General features: G+C 62.9%; 17 protein-coding genes, 1 tRNA gene and 1 pseudogene. 3 read left to right on the forward strand and 16 right to left on the reverse strand.

Annotated elements, in window-relative coordinates; all coding sequences use genetic code 11:
• Positions 1 to 2: 2 nt before the first annotated feature.
• Positions 3 to 2,039 carry a DUF3732 domain-containing protein gene (locus GTK09_RS23905; RefSeq protein WP_163465925.1) on the forward strand — a complete coding sequence of 679 codons (2,037 nt, stop codon included), beginning with the start codon at positions 3 to 5 and terminating at the stop codon, positions 2,037 to 2,039.
• Positions 2,040 to 2,302: 263 nt separating this feature from the next.
• Here the strand turns inward: GTK09_RS23905 and GTK09_RS23910 are convergent, their stop codons facing one another.
• From GTK09_RS23910 to GTK09_RS23920, 3 genes are read right to left on the reverse strand one after another with little or no spacing between them, the layout of a single operon-like run.
• Positions 2,303 to 3,442 (reverse strand): hypothetical protein, encoded by a 1,140-nt coding sequence (locus GTK09_RS23910; protein WP_163465926.1) that lies wholly within the window; start codon positions 3,440 to 3,442, stop codon positions 2,303 to 2,305.
• Positions 3,432 to 3,764: a hypothetical protein gene (locus GTK09_RS23915; protein WP_163465927.1), complete on the reverse strand. Its 333-nt coding sequence runs from the start codon at positions 3,762 to 3,764 to the stop codon at positions 3,432 to 3,434. The genes GTK09_RS23910 and GTK09_RS23915 overlap by 11 nt, the downstream gene beginning before the upstream one ends.
• On the reverse strand, positions 3,757 to 4,029 hold the full coding sequence (locus GTK09_RS23920; protein ID WP_163465928.1) for a hypothetical protein: 273 nt from the start codon (positions 4,027 to 4,029) through the stop codon (positions 3,757 to 3,759). Before GTK09_RS23920 ends, GTK09_RS23915 begins: the two co-directional genes overlap by 8 nt.
• 89 nt (positions 4,030 to 4,118) lie before the next feature.
• Between GTK09_RS23920 and GTK09_RS23925 the strand changes: the two genes are divergently transcribed.
• Positions 4,119 to 4,277: a hypothetical protein gene (locus tag GTK09_RS23925; RefSeq protein WP_163465929.1), complete on the forward strand. Its 159-nt coding sequence runs from the start codon at positions 4,119 to 4,121 to the stop codon at positions 4,275 to 4,277.
• 168 nt (positions 4,278 to 4,445) lie between these two features.
• On the opposite strand, the gene GTK09_RS23930 is transcribed toward GTK09_RS23925, so the two are convergent.
• From GTK09_RS23930 to ugpB, 13 genes and pseudogenes are all read right to left on the reverse strand, one after another.
• Entirely contained in the window at positions 4,446 to 6,401 is a 1,956-nt protein-coding gene (locus tag GTK09_RS23930) for an AAA family ATPase (protein ID WP_163465930.1), read from the reverse strand.
• Positions 6,402 to 6,627: 226 nt separating this feature from the next.
• Positions 6,628 to 6,981: a DUF6634 family protein gene (locus tag GTK09_RS23935; RefSeq protein WP_163465931.1), complete on the reverse strand. Its 354-nt coding sequence runs from the start codon at positions 6,979 to 6,981 to the stop codon at positions 6,628 to 6,630.
• Positions 6,981 to 7,319 (reverse strand): hypothetical protein, encoded by a 339-nt coding sequence (locus GTK09_RS23940; protein WP_163465932.1) that lies wholly within the window; start codon positions 7,317 to 7,319, stop codon positions 6,981 to 6,983. Before GTK09_RS23940 ends, GTK09_RS23935 begins: the two co-directional genes overlap by 1 nt.
• Positions 7,320 to 7,514: 195 nt before the next feature.
• Complete coding sequence (locus tag GTK09_RS23945; RefSeq protein ID WP_163465933.1) at positions 7,515 to 8,585, reverse strand: hypothetical protein; 1,071 nt, start codon at positions 8,583 to 8,585, stop codon at positions 7,515 to 7,517.
• A gap of 247 nt (positions 8,586 to 8,832) precedes the next feature.
• Positions 8,833 to 9,633 carry a hypothetical protein gene (locus tag GTK09_RS23950; protein WP_163465934.1) on the reverse strand — a complete coding sequence of 267 codons (801 nt, stop codon included), beginning with the start codon at positions 9,631 to 9,633 and terminating at the stop codon, positions 8,833 to 8,835.
• Positions 9,634 to 9,976: 343 nt separating this feature from the next.
• Positions 9,977 to 10,651: pseudogene (locus GTK09_RS27635) on the reverse strand (IS66 family transposase); the annotation flags it as partial.
• Positions 10,617 to 10,745 (reverse strand): hypothetical protein, encoded by a 129-nt coding sequence (locus GTK09_RS27885; RefSeq protein WP_281353513.1) that lies wholly within the window; start codon positions 10,743 to 10,745, stop codon positions 10,617 to 10,619. The pseudogene GTK09_RS27635 and the gene GTK09_RS27885, both read right to left, overlap by 35 nt.
• Positions 10,746 to 11,437: 692 nt before the next feature.
• Positions 11,438 to 11,514, reverse strand: a tRNA-Met gene (locus GTK09_RS23965).
• A 442-nt stretch (positions 11,515 to 11,956) separates the two neighbouring features.
• Positions 11,957 to 12,499: an inorganic diphosphatase gene (ppa, locus tag GTK09_RS23970; protein ID WP_163465936.1), complete on the reverse strand. Its 543-nt coding sequence runs from the start codon at positions 12,497 to 12,499 to the stop codon at positions 11,957 to 11,959.
• 154 nt (positions 12,500 to 12,653) lie between these two features.
• Positions 12,654 to 13,718, reverse strand: coding sequence for a sn-glycerol-3-phosphate ABC transporter ATP-binding protein UgpC (ugpC, locus tag GTK09_RS23975; RefSeq protein ID WP_163465937.1), 1,065 nt, complete (start codon positions 13,716 to 13,718; stop codon positions 12,654 to 12,656).
• Between the two features lies 1 nt (position 13,719).
• Positions 13,720 to 14,568, reverse strand: a complete 849-nt coding sequence (gene ugpE, locus GTK09_RS23980) for a sn-glycerol-3-phosphate ABC transporter permease UgpE (protein ID WP_163465938.1) — start codon at positions 14,566 to 14,568, stop codon at positions 13,720 to 13,722.
• Positions 14,569 to 14,580: 12 nt separating this feature from the next.
• Positions 14,581 to 15,462, reverse strand: coding sequence for a sn-glycerol-3-phosphate ABC transporter permease UgpA (ugpA, locus tag GTK09_RS23985; RefSeq protein WP_163465939.1), 882 nt, complete (start codon positions 15,460 to 15,462; stop codon positions 14,581 to 14,583).
• A gap of 144 nt (positions 15,463 to 15,606) precedes the next feature.
• Positions 15,607 to 16,905, reverse strand: coding sequence for a sn-glycerol-3-phosphate ABC transporter substrate-binding protein UgpB (ugpB, locus tag GTK09_RS23990; protein WP_163465940.1), 1,299 nt, complete (start codon positions 16,903 to 16,905; stop codon positions 15,607 to 15,609).
• Positions 16,906 to 17,189: 284 nt separating this feature from the next.
• Here ugpB and GTK09_RS23995 point away from each other — a divergent pair, with 284 nt between their 5' ends.
• Positions 17,190 to 17,876, forward strand: a complete 687-nt coding sequence (locus GTK09_RS23995; protein WP_163465941.1) for a class II aldolase/adducin family protein — start codon at positions 17,190 to 17,192, stop codon at positions 17,874 to 17,876.
• The last annotated feature ends 493 nt before the right edge of the window (positions 17,877 to 18,369 follow it).

The raw sequence follows: 18,369 nt of genomic DNA on the forward strand, positions 1-18,369 counted from the left end.
CTATGAAACTCTTCATCCGTGAAATCATCATTTGGGCGGAGGATGTCAGCTTCCAGCCGCGGACTCTGCCCTTCGATCCCGAAGCCGTATCGGTGGTGACCGGGTGGAGCGGCACCGGCAAATCGTCGATCGTCAACATCATCAACTATGTGCTGGGATCTAGCACCTGCTCAATCGCAGTCGGTACCATTCGAGATGCCGTGTCCTGGTTCGGCCTGACTATCGAAACGGACAACGGGCTGATGCGGATCGCCCGCCCGAAGCCCGCAGCCCGTCACGTCTCCGAAGAAATATGGATCCAAGATATAGACGACGTCGGTCAGATGCTGCCGGCGCGCCCGCTCGCGAACTCGAACGTCGCAAGGCTGAAGGTCCTGTTCGATCTCCGATCAGGGCTGTCGAACCTTGCTCTCGATCCTGAGAAGGACAAGGGCTTCGGCGGTCGAGCGAGCTTCCGCGATCTCGCCGCGTTCAATTTGCTACCACAGCATATTGTCGCCAACCCACATACCTTGTTCTTCAAGACGGACTCTTCACACCATCGCGAGACCCTGCGTCACGTCCTTCCGCTCGCGATGGGCGTGGTAACCAACGAGGACCTAGTCCGGGCCCATCGCCTTAAGCTGTTGCGCGACGAGCAGCGCAAGCTGGAGACCGAACTTCGCACCCGCCGCAACTCCCTCGATAACTGGAGCGCCAACGCCCGCGGCTCCTTCTTTCGCGCTCAGGAACTCAGCCTACTGCCGCCCGGCGACCCGCCCGGCGATCTTCTGGGATTGCTAAAGGTACTCAGAGATGTCGTGGCCGCCGGCGGTCAGTCCGTGGCGGCGCCGGGTCGAATATCGGTCGCGGTCAACCGGCTCGATGAGATCCGCCGGCGGGAGGAGGCGCTCGATAAGAAAATCAACGGGGAGCGACGGCGTCTTCGCAAGTTGCGTAGCCTCTCTCGGTCTGTCGTCGATTACGCAGACGTACTCGCCGAACAGTCAGCCAGCGTGAAGGGCGTGGGCTGGTTCAAGGCTCACATCGCCGCCGAGTCTTGCGTGCTGTGCGGCTCTGATACCGAGGCGGCAAAGTATGCGCTAGAAGAACTGAACGAACCGATCGCCGAACTAGAAAACCTATCCACCGGAGCGATCACGGCGCGCCCGATGGTAGATCGAGACCTAATCGCGGTCCAGACCTCCCTTCTGCAGGCGGAAAAGGACCTATTGACGCTGCAGCGAACCCGCCGGGAGTTCGAGGTCGCGGTCGATAAGGAGCGCGGTCAATCCCAAAGCCTCGAAAATATCTACCGGTTCATCGGATCGACCGAGCAGGCATTGCGAATGCTGGGCGAGATTCAAGGCGACGATGGCCTAGAAGCCCGCCTCGATAAGCTTCGAGGTGAAATTCGGGAGATCGAGCATCAGGGCAATGAGGGCGAGCGCCGCCGACGGACCCAGGAGGTTCAAGCGAGAATGTCGCGCTACATCGTGCGCTTCATTCAGCATCTTGGGATTGCGGGCGCGGACGGTCGTCCTGTACTCGATGAACGCGAACTAAACTTGCGCTTCGATCAGGAAGGCACGGAAGGCTCAGACTATCTCTGGGAGATAGGCAGTGGCGAGAACTGGATGGCTTACCACCTAGCGGCGCTGCTCGCATTGCACGGAGTATTCCTCTCCCGGGGCCAAAACAATCCGGTACCAACCTTCCTCGTCATCGACCAGCCCAGCCAAGTCTACTTCCCGAGCGACACCTTTGAGCAGATCGTTACGGGAGAAGACGTCCCCGGCGCTGCTGAGGGATCGCCCGAGGCAGTCCGGCGTCGGAAACGTCGCCTCAGCGATCTTGAGAGCACCCGGAAGATCTTCGCCAGTCTGGTCCGGGCGCACAAATCATTTGAGTCCAGTCTGCAGATCATCGTGCTCGACCACGCCGATCGGCATGCTTGGGGCGAGATCGAGGGGATCAAGGAAGTCGAGAACTGGCGCGGTGCTGCGGACTTTCTGATCCCCGCTCAGTGGATATCTGACGACGGCGATCTCGAGCAGTAGGAGCGGTTCAACAGATCGTCTCGATGAGGACCAGGCCGGAGGATGCAAGCCTGGAGCATCGGGTGTCATCAGCGACGGCGGTAACAGTCCAGGCTTAACTCATTTCCGCCACTCGCTCGGTATAGTGTCAGGTGAACGACTGTCGGCTTTCAGGCGTTGTCTGGGAGTAGGCCGAATGACCGCGATAGAGGCGAAACTGCCGGTGAACCACCGCCCTACAGAGTTTTGTAGCATGCTCAATTTTGGTCGGTCATACAGACAATTCAAACGAGAAAACTCGTGCCGCAGTCCTCTCGCAGCGTGGCCACCGGATCGTCACCAAGGACCCAGGTCTTTCTGTACCCGCCAATGATGGCATCGAAATCGCCGCCAGCTTGAAGCCCAAGGTCGATAATCTGGGATGCATGGCGAAGATCTTCGTGGGTGCACTCAGTCATTGCCGGACCGGCCGCCATGAATGCATCGAAGAGCATCGAGGGATCGTCCAATCCGAGAAATTCGTCGCTTGGGGCACAAGGAGCCGTGTCTTCGCCCAGCAGAAAGCTCTCGATATGCGCCGACATGATCGCAAGGCGATGGCTTGCGATTTCGAAGGCGGTTTCAATGGACGACCCGCCATGGGATCCGTCGACATTCAGGCGATGAATGTCGTCAGACACAGCGTAGAAGAGATTGATCGCAATCACGAAACGAGCGGCGAAATCGAGATATTCTCGCAAGTGTCGCTCGCTCATGCCGGGCGCGTAGCGTGAGAAGCAGCAGTTCAGACCGAAAAGGTCGGCCTCCGCTTCCTCCCGCAGGATCAGGCGATGCTGATCATCGAGCTGGATTTCGCCGAGGCTCCCCAAGGCGTCGTGCACCCGCTCGCTGACAAAGGGATCGAAGCGCCGGTCGCGGACCGCCGTATGTCCGATTTCGTGGTGGAGAAGAAAATCGGCCGTCAGACGGCTCAGCTGCTGCGAGGATCGGCGCAGGCTGACATCGTCGTCTCTGGCCAAGAGCGGAACACGCCAGGCCGGTTCGTAGGCCAGCACCGTTTCGAGAAACAGAATGCGCGCCATGCTGCTCGGCGCAATCCGATAGAGCTGTTCGGCCACGAATTTCTTGGCGAAGCCGGTCGAAAAAGGCCTCAGATCGATCGCGTCCCGGTGCAAGTGGTAAAGCCACGCGGCGCCGAGATTGTCGACGAGCGACAGGACATAGCTGTTGTGGAGGATGAGAATGAATGACGGGAGCGTATCGCACATTGTCCGCCGCCGATCGGTATGGCAGGACACGACATAGACCGGGCGGTCGATGCCTTCGATCGCCGAGCGCAAATCGTAGGGTTCGACGCTGAGCACGGTTCCCAGCCCAGGATCCGAAACGGCTGCCCGGAAGGCGAGGCTGTCCTCAATCCGCATCGAGCCGATCCAGCGTCCTGATAATGAACTGTTCGATCTTCTGGACGTCGTCGGCATGCATCGAGCCGATCTCCACGCCATCGCGCGAAATCTTCACGCCAGTGACGCGATGCGCGTCGGTCAGTCTCTGCGCGAGCGCTTTCAGCTGTGCGAGAGCCGGCTTGCTGACGCTAGCGAAGAATTTCAGCACACGCTCGGCGCCGAAGCCGGTTCCAAGACCGATCTCGACGAGCTTTGGATCGCTCACAGCGACCAATGCCCGATGCTGGTCGACGGTCAGCGCACCGCTGACCTCGACGACGAGGTAGCTCTGCTCACTCACGACCAGACGCCCCGTTCTGGCTGCTGCTCGTCCAGACGTTCATGGCCACGTCCCTCACCGCTTTCACTCCCCTTAGAAACAAGGCGACTGTTAGATCCTCAAACATGCGCTTCTGCATGCGGTTCGACAACAAAATGGCAAGATAGGCGATGAGGAAGCCAAGCCCATGCATCCAGAGGAAATTCAGCTGAACCCATGCGATGTCTCCGCCGACGGCCATTCTGCGCAGGATGACGCAAAGTCCGGCCATGGCGCCCGCGACCAAGAAGGCGGATGCGGCCGGGACGCGGCGCCGTGATCCCCACGCGGTCCCCAAACGCTGGCCGATCGAGACGGCTGCAGAAAAGAAGCGCGGTGAAGATAGCCGATGACATCACCGTCGCGATCGTTCTCAATCGCAAGGGAGCAAGCCTCGATGATACGGATGATTGTGCGAACGAGTATTTAAGCGATTACGAGGCGATTGACCTCATTATTGGCTTTCTCGGGGCCGATTTCCAGACTCGCTACTAAGAAGGCGAGCGTGCTTTCGTTGCGGCTGTTATTGGCGAGGAAAGAAGGTGGGCCAAAAAGGGCGATGGCCGGATCGGCACTCGCAGCCGTTGGGGACGAACGCAGGCCGCGAAACCTCCGTTTTCTTTATCATCTGTGGCGATTCATGTGCGATGGGACGGTCGCAGTTCAGGCGCCGGGAAATCCCCGTTCAGCCGCAAAGGCCCGCAGCACTTCTCTCGGCAGTACGCGCTTCGCAACGGCGAGCTCCGCGAGTGCGAGAATGTCTGCTCGATGCCTGAGGACAATTAGGATCGCGTCTCCATAAAGCCGCCGGAGGTGTGACTCCACCGTCTGGCAGTCTGACATGCCTGGCATGAGGAACGCCCCGAGGCCGAATTCTTCGCGGATTTTTCGAAGAATGGTGGTCGCTTCGGCAAGATCGCCAGAAGCGCCCGCGGAAGGCATTCCGAGAACCACTTCTTCGGCGGCGCGGCCACACAGCAGCGGCAGGATGTCCCGCTCAAGATCGATACGTCGCGCTTCGTTCGCAACACGCAAGTATGACACCGAACCTGCCAGGTCCTGTCGCGCGACAAGCGACAGACACTCCGGCAAAATGCCGGCAGACATCATCGCAACAGCATGGCCGGCCTCATGGACAGCGACACGCCATACAATCGCGGGGCCCCGGGTTTCTGGCGGCAAGGCTAGATCAAGCACATCGCGGGCGGTAATTGGCCGCTTCTCACGCCGGGCGGACCGGCGCGCCTCGCGTGCAAGCCGAGCAATATCCGCCCCGGTGAGACTGCCAGCGAGCGCGGTCGCAACGTCATCGATAGCAGCGTCATGCGGGTCAGAAAGGTAGTCTCGGAGGATGCCGCCCAGCGCTTCTGCATCGGGCATCCCGATGACGAAGCGCCTATCCAGGCGGCCTGCACGGGTAAGCGCGGGATCGAGTCCGCGATCGTCGTTGCAAGCTCCGATCACGACGATGCCCGATGTCCGCAGACTACCGTCCGCGCACTCGAGAAGGGCGTTGACGATGGGGCGGAACCAGTTGGCATGGTCGGATCCCGGCTGCATATCGCGGCGCGGCAGAGTGTCGATCTCGTCGACGAAAAGCACAACCGGTGCGATTTCGGCGGCTTTATCGAAGTTCGCACGCATCGCCTTGATCAGGGTCCCCATGTGAGCCTCGCCGCTAGCTTGCCATTGCGCATAAGACGTCGCAATTAACGGGACCGCGCAGGTTGCGGCGAGCGCGGACGCAAACCGGGTTTTACCGGTCCCAGGTGGGCCGACGAGGAGCGCACCGCGGTCAACGTCATCCCAGACAAGCTCGCCGTTCTGGTAGGCCTTGATGTCGCGGGCAAGATCGAGACCCCACGCGGCGGCATCGCCATAGCCGTGGGTCGTGGTAAGGAGAGGCTCGGTCGGATAGAGCGGCTCGATCACAGAGGGTGCCCGCCAATTCGTCGTCGAGGAGGATGAGCGGGAGCACGGTGCCTCATGCGCTGCCCTCTCGCGCGCGATCCGATCCTGCTGCCTAGCTTCGATCCACTGCGCGACCCGCAGCCGCCGCAGCCAGTCGACCGCTTCGCCAGGACTCGACGCTCGGGCGATCGCGATCGGTAGCAGTACCAAGTCAATCCGCGTCGGGATGCGCGGGCACGGCTCGCCCGGCCAGATTGCGTCGAGCAGCGCTTCGAGATGCTCGAGCGGACGCAGCTCGATCTGCACGTCCGCGAGCAGCGCGGCAGGACCGCCGACCGTCTCCCCGCCATTGCAGCAGATAACGACGTGATACCGCGATAGCCTCCTGAGAATTGTCGCGGCATTCGTCGGGTGCGAACAAAGCTCTACAGCAGCGCGAATCTCGACATCTCGGCCCAGGAGCGAAGTCATCGCAGCGCAAGCAGCATCAAACCAGTTGTCGTCCAGCTTAACGATCGCGCAGATCCTGCGCCCGACGCATGTGTGCTGCACTGCGATGTCGGACAGCGGACGAAGCCCGCGATCACAGAGCCACTGAGCCGGCGCCAACCGCGGATCAGCCTGCACAGCGCGCGGTGTCTCGGACAGGTCGGCAGACGGATCGTCCAGGCCGAGAGGCTGCCGGGGGAGTTGAGAAAACTTGCTCAAGTCAGGACTCCTGGTCGATTTGGTATCGGCTTCGCCAGGATCGGCCGTGCCAGGCCGCGGCCGGTCGACGAACCGGCGGCGACGAAGAGGAGCAGCGATCGGTTGGCAATGCGGGGGTGGGTGTTCTGTTAACTGAACGCCTGATGCGCTCTCTTGAGGAACAAGGCGCATGTGGCGACGTGCGGGACACTGGGTTCTGTGGCAGGAATGCAGGGTGGAAGCGGGATCAGTGGCCGCCGCTTTCGGAAGCGCTGAACGGAGCGACAAGCGGCCCATCGACGCGCCATAGTCGCGAATAAGTCCGCACCCATCGAGAACGCCGATCGATGGCGTAGATCCGCGACGTCACAGCGGCGCCTGGCCCGACGCGCGGATGTCCGGTGACAATGCCGGCGAGTCTGATGGCCACGGGGTCGACAACGAAGACCGCATCCGAGATCAGCGGCGCCGCGGCGAGCTCAGCGGACGTCGGGCCGCCTTCGGCGTACCGGCGGAGGTCGTCAATGAGGCTCTGCAGCGTTCGCCGGTCGTCCGCTTCGCCACCAAAGGAGATACCGGGGGCATGATAAGGAGCGCGCATCACAGCTCCTCCCTTCCGGCCGCGTCGGGCGAATTCGAGATCTCGTCCGCACGGGCCCGCAAGTAATCCAGCACCAGACGCGCAGTCGGATCGCCTTCATCGGCGTGAACCGCGACGTGTCGCATCAGCCGCAGGTTCTCGGTCTCGGACAGTACGCCGAGACGGCCGAGGCGGATCGCGGCGCCGAACAGTGTCGCCGCGTCGATCGGGAGGATCCGTGCGGTGAAGTGATCGTGGTCGGAGCTTGCGTTGAACGCCTCCGGAACAAGCGTCTGACGATCGGCGGCGTGCATATTGCTCGGCTCGCGATCATCCTGATGATCGGGTCTGTTGGTCATGTCGTGTGATCCTTTGAGAAGTGAGGGAGAAATCAGCACCGCGGCGACCGGTGCCGGTCCGGCATTTCCGCGAAGAAGCGAATGCCGGACCGACCCGACCCGGCGGACCTCGCGGTCCTAGCAGCGGGCTGGCGGCTTGCGGTGCAGCAGGTGAGTACGAAGCCGCCGGTGGGTACCGGCGCTTCGAGCGCGCTGCTAGTTCATGCGGCGCGGCTCGGTCTGTCGCCGGCGCTCAGCGATGCCAATGAACCGGGACAAATCAATGGGGGTCTCCGAAGGTCCCGCAGCCTTGGGGCCACGTCCGATAATCTCCGGATCGTCTTCGGCGGCGAGACCGCCCTGGCCATCCGCTCCACCATCGTCTTTGACGTCGCTGATCAGGCCAAGCTCGGCGAGCTTCGCAGCGAGATCACGGATTGCCGGAGCGATCCGCACGAGCAAAGCCGCACGAACAGCTGCGTCGAGACGATCGAGAAAAGCCCGGCAAGGAATGCCGAACACGTCGTCGAGTTCGTCGGGTCCGACGGACATCTTCTTCTCGTGCCCCGCGCGACCGTAGCGGTCGATCACGCTCACGGAGACGCTCGCGACGTCATAGCCGTCTGCATCGAGTGCCCGCCGCGCAGTGAGCGCGACGATGCGCAGGCGATCGATCGTGTCCCCACAGCGTGCCCCCGAGAAAACGGATCCCCCCCGCTTCACTTCATGGATCGACGCATGGCGGGTGGTCTCGTCAATAACGATGAGATCTGCCATCCAGGTCGCGATAACATGCTGATCGTGCGGCAGCGTGGCGACGATGTCCTTCCGGTTTGCTCTGACCAGCTCAGTCGCGCTCCGCGTCATCGGCAAGGGGTACTCGCGCAGCACAGTCAACGCCGGATCCTGACGCAACGCCCCGGCGATCACGTCCGGAATCACCGTGCCGACACGACCGACGACAGAGCGCAGCATGCTCGCAAGCGACGACAGCTCGCGGAGCATGGGGTCCGGATCGAGGCTCTCACCCGCCGCAATCGTGGCGTCGACGAGTTCGGCGGCCGTCGTATCGACGAAAGCCGTGACCGCATCAATCCCGGGAGTGCCGGGCGCAGCGCTCGGCCCGAACGCCTCCGCGTCGAAGCGATCACGACGATCGACACGGCGGGAACCGGAGCCGTCCAACGGACCAAACTCCGCCGGACGATCGCCGCCCTGCTCCTCGGGACGGATACGGCTGGCGAAATGACGATGGGAGCGAGACGGGGACTTGGGCGTACGAACCATGTGAAACTCCTGCCGGCGGCGCCGGGCTTTAGCGGGAAAGAGACCGGGTCCGTTCGCACGATCGATCGAGACCGTACGGGAGCCGCGTCTGTCACAAAGGTGGAAGCGGCGACCTCGCGGGTCGCCGAAAAGGCGTCCATGCAGAACGCGGATCAGCGTCAGCGAAAATGGGATCGCTTTCGTGCCCGGCCGTGAGGCAGCTTGGGGATCGAAATCGCGTGGTGGGTCGATCCCTGACGCAGCGCTCTTATCTGCGGAGCCGAATGACGATCAGCCCGGACGGCTTCTCGGTAATACCGACCAGACCGATCGCGGCAAGCTTGGCGCAGACCGCGGCCACGTACTCGTCGCACATGGGGCACGGCGTCTGGCCGAGATCGAGCATGCGATGCCCCGCGGCGTCACGGGTCTGCGACCGATCGAGGCGGCGCAGAATTCGCCGGCTGTCGCGCATTTCTTCAGGCGAAAAGACCGGACCGTAAGCGGCCGCCGGCACGCTGGAAGCAGCGGACTGCACGGGTTCGGCCGGGCGCGGCTCTGCCACCGGCGCTCGGCCTTCGAGGGAGCACGGATCAATGGGGAAGGACTTCCCCTTTGCGGAGAGTTCGGTCTCGGTCCGCCTGCCCCCTAGAAGCGAGGCATTGTCGTCGGCGTCGGAGGTGTGGTTCACGCCGCCCGCAGCCGGGGTCCGGTGCATCATCCGCTGCTTGATCTCGTCTGGAACGTCGTCGAATTCGTCGATGCGGCGGATCGGGCCGAAGCCCGTGATGTAGGGCCGGCCTGCCACAACACGCACGCCGAGCGACGGCCAACCGGGCTGGAGCTGCGAGCCGCTCTGGAGAGCGCTTGCGAGATCGCCGGAAACCGGGTGGCACGTGTTGGAGGCCGACGCGTCGCCACCGGTGGGCAAGAACGGATCGACCAGGGTCCCGGAAATCATCGCGGGAACCGCGGTCTTGGCACTCGAGTGCGGGCCGTTGATATCGGAATTGTTGGGGAAATTGCGCTTGCACGGGTCGTCCGTGCGCGCCAAAAGGCACGTAGCCATGCTGATCCTCTCTAACAGGTCAGTGTGGTCAGGTCGCTGGTGGGACTGCAATCCCGCCGGCGACCGCTCAGAGCGGACGCCTGCGACGAAACCTATCGTCGGCCACGGAATTGCGACCGATGCCGACAAGGTGGGGCGAGCTTCTTCCAAAGTCTAGTCCCCTGCAACGGCATTTTTTTCATTATATTTAACCGAACATGCGCAAGCGAATGCAGATCTGTCGACTTGAGTAAATTTGTAAATATTGAACGATCTATTTCCGCTCGATCCGGCCGCACCGGCGCAACGTCGTCGTAAGGTGCTGTCCGCTGTAATTGCCCACCCCCATTTTTCGGCGTAGGGGTCAGGCGCTAACGGTTTTGAGGATGGTCTGGAAGGTGTCGGTTCGAGGATGCAGTCTCGCCGTGTCGACGACGGTGCGGACGTCGGCCTCGCCCTCGGCGGCCCACATGGCGCGGTAGCCGTTGGTGACCTTGCGTTGGATGACGGCCGGGCGAAGGGCGCGTTCGCAGGCGTTGTTCGTCGGCTCGACGAGACCGGATAGGCCGCGAAGGTCAGCAACTGGTCGCGGACACGCGAAAATTTCTGCCGAACCTTATGGGCCCGATCGCAGGCGGTCGGCGTCGACAAGATATCGGCGAGACTTCGCTCCAGGGCGCGGCGCTTGGCGGCGATCGTCGAGGCCGCCAAGGTATCGATGCCGCTGGCCTCGGCGAAGGCTCGTCTCAGCAAAAGCCGCAGCCGCGATGGCGGGATGTCCTCGCTCGCCTCGTAGGCCTAAGGCGACGTCCCGGGCAAGATGGGCGAGGCAGGTCTGATGCTCCTCGCCATGGCCCTGCTGTGCCGAATAGCGATCCGAACACCAGACTTCTGGCCGGTGCCCTTCCATCGTCTCCCGGACGACGACGGCACCTCTGGTCAGGGCGGCACGATGAACAACGGCGTCGGCCGGGCGAAACACCCATTGATAGGCGTTCGAGCCCTCATTCCTGACGCCGGTCTCGCCGCACGCCACGACCTTGGGTGATGACCACCGCATCGTCATCTTCGCCGACCGCCTCGACGGTCAGCCCCTCCGGGACAAGCGACGTCGCCTTGAGAATGTGATGCATTAGGCTGATTCCTGAGAAAATACGCCTCAGGGCACGCTCGAACATCAATGAGTCAGAGCCCCGTTTGGACGCCGATCGCCCCTGTAACGGGCTGCCGGTGGCAGCCGGTCGAGAATTCCAGGGACAGGTCGACCGCCGGCCTCTTTCCTTTGCACCCGCCATTAGACGCGGGTTCCGTCAGAGTCATATTTCTTTTGATCAACGCCCTCCTCGAGCGGAACGCGATCTGTGCTAACCTCGATGTGCGGCTTCGGGACCGACGGCGATCCACGAGACCTACGCGTCGAGACTTGTGGCTTGCTCGGCAACCTGATGCTTAGCAGCTTGGCCGCGACTCGACGTCCTTGGTCCGGGCCGCTTTGGGCGGGACCCGAAGCGTCTTCCATGCTGATTCCCCGCAGTGTCGGCTCACTCACGCAAGAGAGCCCCGATTATCGGCGATTGCAGTCGAGGAACACGCGGTCTCTCGATGATCCTTCCCTGGCTTGATTGGAACAGAGCTCGAACAAAAGGCCAGGTGCATGTGCCGAGCATGTGACGCGGAGTAGCCGGAAGCGGTTGTCACTCCGGCGCAACGCGGACGGAACCCACTGGTAATGCTGGGGAATAGCCGGTGACCATGTGCAATAGCCGATAGCGCATGAAAAAGCCCGCTCAAGGCGGGCTATCTCACTGGCATAACTACCAAATTTTGGTTGCGGGGAGAGGATTTGAACCTCTGACCTTCAGGTTATGAGCCTGACGAGCTACCGGGCTGCTCCACCCCGCGTCAGCAACGTCGCCCCTCGGCGCCGTCGGTGAGCGCTATGTATGCGACAGATGGATGAATGAAAAGGGGGGCGGGGCAATTCGGCGACAGATTTTCGAGCAGCCTGTGGACGGCGCCCCTCGGGCTTTGCTGAATTCCGTCTAGTGCATTGATATAAAAGGCATAAAATCCGAGCAGCGTGCAGACGTCAAGACTGGTGGGTGCACAAACGCTGGCCAGCGTGGTGAGCGGGAATGGGGCAGATTTTTCGATCCAAGCAGAGAATCAGGCGGTCGCCGGGCACGAATCGCCCGCCGCGGCCGACGGTCTGACTGCTCCATGCAAAACAAAGCCGGGCATGGAGGGAGAATCACCCTCCATGCCCGGCCCAACGACGGTTGCATCTGGGGCGACCGAAACGTTCTTCCGCCCGCGGCGGGCGCGCCGGTCCGTTGCGCCGGTCTCAGGTCTTCGACTTTTCCGCGTCGGCGCGGGCGACGGCTTCGACGATCAGCTGGCGCGCCATGTCCGAGCCGCCCCAGTCGCCGATCTTCACCCACTTGCCGGGCTCAAGATCCTTGTAGTGCTCGAAGAAGTGCTCGATCTGCTTCAGCGTGATCTCCGGCATGTCGGTCGGCTCGAACACCTTGGCGTAGCGCTGGGTGAGCTCGGGCGAGGGAACGGCGATGATCTTCTCGTCCTGGCCCTTGTTGTCCTCCATGATGAGGACACCGATCGGCCGGCAATTGATGACGCAGCCGGGAAACAGCGGCCGGGTGTTGCAGACCAGGACGTCGATCGGATCGCCGTCGTCGGACAGGGTGTGCGGCACGAAGCCGTAGTTTCCCGGATAGGTCATCGGCGTATAGAGAAAGCGGTCGACGACGAGGCAGCCGGCTTCCTTGTCCATCTCGTACTTGATCGGGTGGCCGCCGACCGGGACTTCGATGATGACGTTGATGTCCTCGGGCGGATTGATGCCGCGCTTGATGGCGTCGATGCGCATGGTGGAAAGCTCCTGTGACGTGCAGATCCGGCCGTGACGGGCGGCTTCCCGGCCCGCTGAGAATGCCAGCGCGGGCCTGAAACGCGCGCCCCCGGCCGCTCGCAGGCTGCTTAGCGAGTCGGGCAATCTGTTGCAACGTTCCGACGCCGCCGGATCAGATCCGCCGGCCGGTCTCGCGGTCGAAGCGGTGGAGGTACGACGTGTCGGCGGCGGCCGTGAGCGGTGTCCCGGGCTCGGCGTGGCTGTAGCCCGGCACCCTCACGGCGATTTCCGACCCGCCCTTCGGAAGCGTGCCGTAGACGAAGCTCTCGGCGCCGACGACTTCGACACCCGAGACGGTGAGGTCGAACCGCATTTCCTCCGGCCGCGGTGCTTCGCCGTCAACGACGCGCATGTGCTCCGGACGTATGCCGAGCGTCTCGGCCGGGCGCGTCCTGGAGAACAGACCCTCCGGCGCCGTCAGACCAGGGATGCCCTGTTCGCCGAGCGGCAGGAGGTTCATCGCGGGCGATCCGATGAAGGTGGCGACGAAGAGGCTCGCCGGCCGCTCATAAACCTCCATCGGTGAGCCGGCCTGTTCGATCCTGCCGGCGTTCAGCACAACCAGCGTGTCGGCGAGCGTCATCGCCTCCAACTGGTCGTGGGTCACGTAGAGGCTGGTCGTCCGCAGCCGGCGCTGCAGCCGGCGGATCTCGGCGCGCATCTGGACACGAAGCTTCGCGTCGAGGTTCGACAGCGGCTCGTCGAACAGGAAGGCGGCGGGCTCGCGCACCAGCGCCCGGCCCATGGCGACGCGCTGGCGCTGGCCGCCGGAAAGCTGGCCGGGCCGACGGTCGAGAAGCGCGCCGATCTCCAGCATCTTCGCCGCCTCGTCGACCCGGCGGGCGATTTCGGCAGGAGCCATCTTGCGGTTCTTCAGGCCGTATTCGAGGTTCTTGCGCACCGTCATGTGCGGGTAGAGCGCGTAGTTCTGGAACACCATCGCGATGTCCCGCTCGGCCGGCTCCAGGTCGTTGACCACCCTGTCGCCGATCTGGACGGTGCCCGACGAGATCGATTCCAGCCCGGCGACCATCCGCAAGAGGGTGGACTTTCCGCAGCCCGACGGCCCGACCAGCACCACGAAGGCGCCGTCCTCGACGGACAGCGAGACGCCTTTCACCGCCTCGACATTCCCAGCATAGACCTTGCGGACGTCTTTCAGTTCGATCTTCGCCACGTCACTTTTCCGATTCGACCAGGCCGCGTACGAACCAGCGCTGCATCAGCACCACCACCAGCACCGGCGGCAGGATGGCGAGGATCGAGGTGACCATCACCATGTGCCACGGCGTGTCGGCATCGGCGAAGGAAACCATCTTCCTCAAGGCGATGACGATCGTGTTCATCTGGTTGTCGTTGGTCACCAGCAGCGGCCAGAGATATTGCGTCCATCCGTAGATGAAGAGGATGACAAACAGCGCCGCGATGTTCGTCTTGGAGAGCGGGAGGAGAATGTCCTTCAAGAACCGCAGGGGCCCCGCGCCGTCGATGCGGGCGGCCTCGACGAGTTCGGCGGGGATGGTCATGAAGAACTGGCGGAAGAGGAGCGTCGCCGTCGCCGAGGCGATCAGGGGCAGGATCAGCCCTGCATAGGTGTCGATCATGCCGAGATCGACCATCACCTTGTAGGTCGGCAGGATGCGCACCTCGACGGGCAGCATCAGCGTCACGAAGATCAGCCAGAAGAACACCATCCGCAGCGGGAAGCGGAAGAAGACGACGGCGAAGGCGGAGAGGATCGAGATGAAGATCTTCCCGAGCGCGATGCCGAGCGCCATGACGAGGGTGTTGAACAGAAGCGTCGTCACGGCGACGCCGCCGATCCGCCCGATGCCGCCGAACAGCGCCTCGCCGTAATTCGCCCCGATCTGGTCGCCCGGCGTCAGCGGCAGCGGCGGACGCAGGATCGTCGTCAGGGACTGGGTCGAGGCGACGAAGGTGTAATAGATCGGGAAGGCGACGATGAAGAGGCCGACGATCAGGACGAGGTGGGCCATCGGGCGGCCGAGGCCGCGTCTTTCGATCATCGGGACGCTCTCTCAAGCATAGTGCACCCGCTTTTCGACATAGCGGAACTGGATCGCCGTGAGCGCGATGACGATCGCCATCAGGATCACCGACTGGGCCGCCGAGCCGCCGAGGTCGAGATTGACGAAGCCGTCGTTGTAGACCTTGTAGACCAGCGTCTGCGTCGCCTGTGCCGGGCCGCCGCCGGTGACAGCGTCGATGATGCCGAAGGTGTCGAAGAAGGCATAGACGGTGTTGACGACCAGGAGGAAGAAGGTGGTCGGGGCGATCAGCGGAAAGACGATCGTCCAGAAGCGCTTGGTCGAGGACGCGCCGTCGATCGCGGCGGCCTCGATCAGCGAGCGGGGAACCGACTGCAGCGCGGCGACGAAGAACAGGAAATTGTAGCTGATCTGCTTCCAGGCCGCGGCGACCACCACCAGCAGCATGGCCTGATCGCCGTCGAGCAGCGGGTTCCAGCGATAGCCGGCATCGCGCAGGAGATAGGCGAAGGTGCCCATCGACGGGTTGAACATGAACAGCCATAGAAGCCCCGCCACCGCGGGCGCCACGGCATAGGGCCAGATCAGCATGGTGCGGTAGAAGCCCTTGCCTCGGACCACCTTTTCGGCGGCGGTCGCGAGGAAGAGGGCGAGTGCCATCGCCAGCACTGCCGTCGAGACGGAGAAGACCACCGTCACCCTGACGGAGTTCAGGTAGTCGGGATTTCCCAGCACCTGGGCAAAGTTCTGAAGGCCGACGAACTTGCTCTTCAGGCCAAAGGGGTCCTCCTTCAGCATCGACTGGTAGAGCGCCTGGCTCGCCGGCCAGTAGAAGAACACCAGCGTGATCGCCACCTGCGGCGCGAGCAGCAGATAGGGGAGGAGCTTGTTCGGAAAGACGGCTTTTTGCAACGCGCGGCCTTGCGGGGTGGAGGGCAGGCTGAAGGGGCGGGGCCGCCGGAGCCTTCTCGCGCAAGGGTGCGAGAAGGATCGAACCGGCGGGTGAATGAGGCAGGCGCCGCCAAAAGGCGACGCCGCATCGTCGTCCGAGGCGGCTTACTGCGCTTCGGCGATCGCCTCGTTGCCGAGCCGGACGATGTTGTCCATCGTCGTCTGGGCGTCCTGCTTGCCGGCGAGAAGCGCCTCGAACTGCTCGTTCTCGATGTCGCGGATCTGCGGCAGGTTGGGCAGACGCACGCCCTTCGAGTTCTCCGTCGGCTCCTTGCCCATCATCTGGGTGATCGGCGTCTCGCGGCCGGGGTTCTTCTCGTAGAAGCCCGACTTCTTGGTCGCCTCGTAGGCCGCCTCGGTGACGGGAAGGTAGCCGGACTTCTCGTGCAGCCGCTGCTGCACGTCGGTCTGCGAGAGGAACTTGAAGAACTCGCCGATGCCCTTGTACTCTTCGTCGGATTTGCCGCCGAAGACCCACAGGCTGGCGCCGCCGGGAATGGTGTTCTGCGGCGCGCCCTCGGCGGTCTCGTCATAAGGTAGCTGGCCGATGCCGTAGTTGATGCCGGACTTGACCACGTCGCCGAGACCGCCGGAGGATTCCGTCAGGATCGCGCATTCGCCGGAGAGGAACAGCTGCTTGGCCTCGGAGGTGCGGCCGCCATAGCGGAACACGCCGTCCTTGGCGAGCGAGGCGAGCTCCTTGAAGTGCTCGACATAGATCGGCGCGTTCAATTCGAGCTTCACGTCGGTGCCGGCGAGGCCGTTCTCCTCGGTGCCGTACGGCACGTTGTTCCAGGCGGCGAAGTTCTCGAGATGGATCCAGGTCAGCCAGGTCGAGGTGTAGCCGCAGTCGGCTGCGCCGGACTGCTTGATCTTGCGGGCGGTCTCGAACACTTCCTGCCAGGTCTTCGGCGGATTGGCGGTGTCGAGCCCGGCCTTCTCGAAGATGTCCTTGTTGTAATAGAGGATCGGCGAGGAGGAGTTGTAGGGGAAGGACAGCATGGTGCCGTCGGGCTTGGAATAGTAGGCGACGATGCCCGGCAGATATTTCGACTTGTCGAACGTCTCGCCGGCGGCCTCGAGCACTTCAGCGACCGGCTTCACTGCGCCCTCGGCGCCCATCATTACGCCGGTGCCGACGTCGAAGACCTGGATGATGCCGGGGGTCTGCTTGGCACGGAAGGCGGCGATGCCGGCATTCAGGGTCTCGGGATAGGTTCCCTTGAACACCGGGACGATCTTGTAGTCGGCCTGGCTGTCGTTGAATTCCTTGGCGAGGGTGTCGACAACCTCATTGTTGGCACCGGTCATGGCGTGCCACCACTGGATCTCGGTCTGCGCGAAGGCGGGCAGGGCCGTGGTCGCGGCGAGAACGCCGGACAGAATCAGGCTGCGGATGGACATTGGGGTTTCCTCTATTGCGCTTGCGGTGTCCGCTTATTGGCGAGGCCGTGCAACAGTTTGATGACGCCGCTGCCGGAGAGGCAAAACGGCGTCGCTGTGGCCAAGCATGACAGTTTTATGACATCTGTTCACTCGCTGCAATCGGGGTCTTCCAGCCACCTCGCGGGGCGCGCCGCGCGGAGTGGCTGCTCGTTTTCGGACGGTTCGCTCTGATGAAAACTGCGGTTTGCCAACGCGCCGCCGCCGGCTAATAAGATGCGTGCGAGGCAAGGGGGAGCGAAGACATGCGAGGCGAGAGCGCACTGCGCCAGGAGATCATCGATCTTTGCCTGGAGATGAACCGCTCTGGCCTCAACCAGGGCACCTCGGGCAACATTTCGGCGCGTGTCGGCGACGCGATGCTTCTGACGCCGAGCGCCACGCCTTATGACCAGATGACGCCGGAGATGATCGTCCGGATGCCGCTCGACGGCGAAGACGGCGATTGGTCCGGCCCGTTGAAGCCGTCGACCGAGTGGCGATTCCACCGCGACATCCTGCGGGCACGGCCGGACGCAGGCGCGATCGTCCATGCCCACTCGACGTTTGCGACGACGATCGCGATCACCCGCCGCTCGATCCCGGCATGCCACTACATGGTCGCGGCCTTCGGCGGTAACGACGTGAAGTGCTGCGGCTATGCCCGATACGGCACGGCGGAGCTCTCGGCGCGGGTGCTCGAGGCGCTTTCGGACCGAAGCGCCTGCCTGATGGCCAACCACGGCATGGTAGCACTCGGCGGCGATCTCGATCAGGCGATGTGGCGGGCCGTGGAACTCGAGACCCTGGCAAAGCAATATCATCACAGCCTGCAAATCGAGGGTGGCCCGGTGATCCTGTCGGATGCCGAGATCGGCGAGGTGCTAAAGGGCTTTGCGAGTTACGGCCGACAGTCGAAACCTTCGACGACCTCACCGGGCGAGACCGACTGACGGAACCCTACGCATCACCCTAGCGCATTCTTTTCAAACGGGATTCGCCGTCCTGCGAGGGCGCTTGCGCACTGCGGTCTCGTGAACCATCTTCGTCGAAATTCTCGCGAACGTTTGCAATGGGATAGTCGGATTGACTATGCCTTCCATATTGTCCGATCACTCCGAATGCCGGGTAGGTTTCGTGTCGTGCGAAGCTTCGACCGGACGCAAAGGCGACGCGACGCCAGACGCCTTTGGGATGGAAGGGAGCGGAGATTTTCATGTGCCGAGGGCGGGCGGCCGATGCCGACGATGTCAGTTGTTTTCAAGCCGGTCATGGTCGCGCCGCGTGCTCCCCGAGTGGGAGGCGCGCAACCCTTCCTTCGAGTGGCCACAAAACACATGCAGATCAACGAGAACGCTCCGTTTCGATGGCCCGTCGTTGTCTTCGCCGATGCAGTTGCTTGCAGGAGCGCTTTCGCCCGATGCTCCTGATGGGCGTACAGAAGCA

Source organism: Jiella pacifica, from assembly GCF_010500815.1.
GTDB classification, from domain to species: Bacteria; Pseudomonadota; Alphaproteobacteria; order Rhizobiales; family Rhizobiaceae; genus Jiella; species Jiella pacifica.